Origin of the sequence: Lentibacillus sp. L22 (assembly GCF_040812445.1) — a bacterium.
Taxonomy (GTDB): Bacteria; Bacillota; Bacilli; order Bacillales; family Amphibacillaceae; genus Lentibacillus_C; species Lentibacillus_C daqui.
Window position 1 is genome coordinate 1 of the sequence record NZ_JBFNXI010000083.1, and the last position, 3291, is coordinate 3291.

General features: G+C 34.2%; 5 protein-coding genes. All 5 read left to right on the forward strand.

The window, feature by feature from the left end:
* The first annotated feature begins 112 nt into the window (after window positions 1-112).
* Entirely contained in the window at window positions 113-424 is a 312-nt protein-coding gene (locus tag ABRT01_RS17965) for a DUF4176 domain-containing protein (RefSeq protein WP_367749119.1), read from the forward strand.
* Window positions 425-868: 444 nt separating this feature from the next.
* Window positions 869-1378, forward strand: coding sequence for a MepB family protein (locus ABRT01_RS17970; protein ID WP_367749122.1), 510 nt, complete (start codon window positions 869-871; stop codon window positions 1376-1378).
* A 141-nt stretch (window positions 1379-1519) separates the two neighbouring features.
* On the forward strand, window positions 1520-1996 hold the full coding sequence (locus ABRT01_RS17975) for a DUF443 family protein (protein WP_367749128.1): 477 nt from the start codon (window positions 1520-1522) through the stop codon (window positions 1994-1996).
* A gap of 156 nt (window positions 1997-2152) precedes the next feature.
* Window positions 2153-2272 (forward strand): DUF4176 domain-containing protein, encoded by a 120-nt coding sequence (locus ABRT01_RS17980; protein ID WP_269412591.1) that lies wholly within the window; start codon window positions 2153-2155, stop codon window positions 2270-2272.
* Window positions 2273-2304: 32 nt separating this feature from the next.
* Complete coding sequence (locus tag ABRT01_RS17985; RefSeq protein WP_367749125.1) at window positions 2305-2991, forward strand: DUF443 family protein; 687 nt, start codon at window positions 2305-2307, stop codon at window positions 2989-2991.
* Window positions 2992-3291: the final 300 nt, after the last annotated feature.

Sequence of the window (3291 nt, forward strand, 5' to 3'; positions counted from 1 at the left end):
GGGCTGCAGGTCTGCCTAACTATATCAAGGTGTACCTGCCTAATTTGTGCTGCGAAAGTTGAGTATTTTCAATTACGAAGGAAGTACCAAAAAACGAGAGAGGAGAACATTCATGTTGCCAATTGGATCGATTGTATATCTGAGAGAAGGAACGAGTAAATTAATGATCTTGAACAGAGGCCCCATTCTTCCGTCAGGGGAAACGGAAGGAGAAGGGATATGGTATGACTACTCGGGGTGTATTTATCCACAAGGACTGGATCCTAATAATGTATTCTATTTTAATGAAGAAAATATAGATAAAATTGTATTTGAAGGTTTTAAGGACGATGAAGAAGAACATTTCCAAAAGATCTTTCATGACAGGTTAGAAGAAAATAAAGCAAATATCAAAAAGGGAACCGTTACTGGGCCAATGGAATAAAACAAAATGGATATTTAAAAAGAGGCATATGAACGATATGCTTCTTTTGCTTAGAATTTACATATAATAGAGTTAGTGGGTATGCACTGGAATTGTTTATTTGTTACTGCTACCTTGTTCCAAGGTGTTGGCTATTAAATTATTGGTCAGATTAATGCAATCAGTACTTTCTCCGGTACTCTTGCGAAAGTTTTTATAATATTAAAGACGGGAGAACGCCACGTATTACTTCTATTGCAGTAAGGTATTTCAATACAGGACAAACTATTTCCTTTTCAATTCATAAAGTGGCGGAGAAACAAGGTAAATTGAATAGCTGTTGAGTAATAATATAGTTCTTTAATTATAAATAAAGTTGTTTAAGTTACAATAAAGTTGTTTAAAAACTTTGGTTTACTTTTTCAATTAACGGAGCCAGATTGGTGGAAATTTTGAGGTGGCATAATGAATGATTTTTATACAGCATTAAATTATGTAAATAAAATGATTTATGAGCCAAATGGCTTAACTGTAAAGTCGATTCAAGAAGAAAAGCAAAACTCTAAGTATGGCGCTGGTACATTTCGATTATCTTCGAAAACAGTTCGTTTTAGAGTTGCAAATATAACCCCCACCAAAGTAGGGCAGTTTGTTGCTTTTTGGGAAAAAGATGAAAACAATAAAAACCAACCCTTTTCATATGAGGAAGCACCTGATTTATTAGTTATAACTACTTTTAAAGATGATGGTGAGTTTGGACAATTTATTTTTCCAAAAGAAATTCTTTTCAAACAGAATATCCTTAGGTCCAGTTCGGCAAAGGGGAAAATGGCAATAAGAGTTTATTCCAGCTGGGATAAACCAACTAGTAAGCAAGCTATGAAAACTCAAAAATGGCAGTTGCCTTATTTTGTTGATATGAGTGATCCGAGTAAATTACACATAGAGAAAATAATAGAACTGTATTCGCTTTAATCCTCTCCAAACTGGTGCGATTGTAGCATAAGGACTTGATTTTTAAACGACTTTATTGTTACTTCCATAAGTTCGTTTTAAGCATTCCACAAGAAATTAAACAACTTTATTTTTACACCATCCATAAATATGGACGGTGCAATGCGTTGTTTGAGTTCCAAAATTAAACAATTTTATTATCATTACACATTAGGAGCGGGAATTGGTATGCTTTTAGCATCTCTTTTAGAGCCTTTGGCAGAATACTTTTCTCTTCCGGATACGCTATTAATTAATTCTGCGATTCTTATCCTGGGCGTCATACTCACGTTTGCATTGTTCACATCTTTATACAAATTTAAGAAGAAATTATATCATGTTGTAAAACTGGAAGATTTGGAAACAGATAAAATATGGATTAGGCCGAATTCTGTTAAGCACTTTTTTCAACTGATATTTGTTTATTTCTTTTTCATGGGTTTAACTCTGCTGTTTTGTTATTTTTCTATTTTGGATCCGGATATCGTAACGCAGATTTTTATAGTAGGCGCTTTTTTTTCACTTATTGCTAGTCCTGTTGCCGTGACCATGGGTACTACTACTGTGAAATTTAAGGGTGATAAAAAAACGGCAGTTTAATGTTGAATACAATAGAGAAGTGTTTTCAACTTACAAAAGAGGGAGGATACCAAGAATATCAGAAGGAGAATATTCATGTTACCAATTGGATCAATTGTATATTTAAGAAAGGGGACAAATAAGCTAAATGATCTTAAATAGAGGCTCTGTTCTTCCATCAGGGGAACAGAAGAAGGGAAATGGTATGACTACTCAGGGTGCTTTTACCCGAAAGGTTTGGATCCCGACAGTGTATTTTACTTTAATGAAGAAAATTTTATCAATCCGTTTTCTTAATGCAATTAACCAATGAAATGGAGAATCGTTAAATGAAGTGTAAGGTACAAGGTGCATATAAAAACATCCGGTATAGAATTCTTACCATTAATGGGGAAGATTATATTATGGACATGGGACGTTCTCTTTGGAAAATTATATTCCCATTTTTCTATTGGATGTTGCCGAATCCGGTTTATAAAGTGAACGAGCCGAATATCGTGGGAAAATTGAAATCGCCGGAAGTAAACCAAAAAGACACTGGAAATTCGGGTCCAATAAGCGCAGGCATCGGCATTTTTATAGCGACCATGTTAAGACCATTGGGAGATATTCTTGCTCTTCCGGACAATACATTGGTTAATTCTGTGATTCTTAGTCTTCTTGTAATATCTGTGATTGTAATGATCGTAACAATAAATTATCGATGTAAAAAGAAACTGCAAAAAGTAGTGGGTCTTGAGCAGCTACCTAAAAGCAAATTGTGGATTAGACCTCAGTCCTTTAAACACTTTTCTCAAATCCTATTCACATATCTCATTGCTATGGTTTCAACCTTAGCACTTTGTTACTTATCTATTGTGGCATCGAATGTTATAACCCTTTTATTTACAATAGGTTCTTTGGGGTTTTTATATATTGTCCACGTTTTGACGGCAGGAGTGGGTCAAACTACCGTAAAGTTTAAAGGTGTTTCTAAAGTAAACGTAGTTGTGAGAGAAAGGTCACGTTTCAATTGAGCCGTTTTGTTGAGTAAAGTTTTTACGGTAAGACGCTTTTTTAATGAAAAGATTAACGTCATTTTCAGGGATATTATGTAATTTATATGTTGACGCTTCGTATTATTCCTGATGCATTTCATGAATGATTGGAAGGAAACACAATTAATCTATGTAATGTTTAAGTAAGAAGGGATTATAAGTAATATGTGGAAAAAAATAAAGAAGGCATTATTTAATTGGTTTTTTTTATTACTACTCAACTTTCGCAGCCCAAACTAGGCAGGTATACCTTGATATAGTTAGGTAATCCCGCAAACC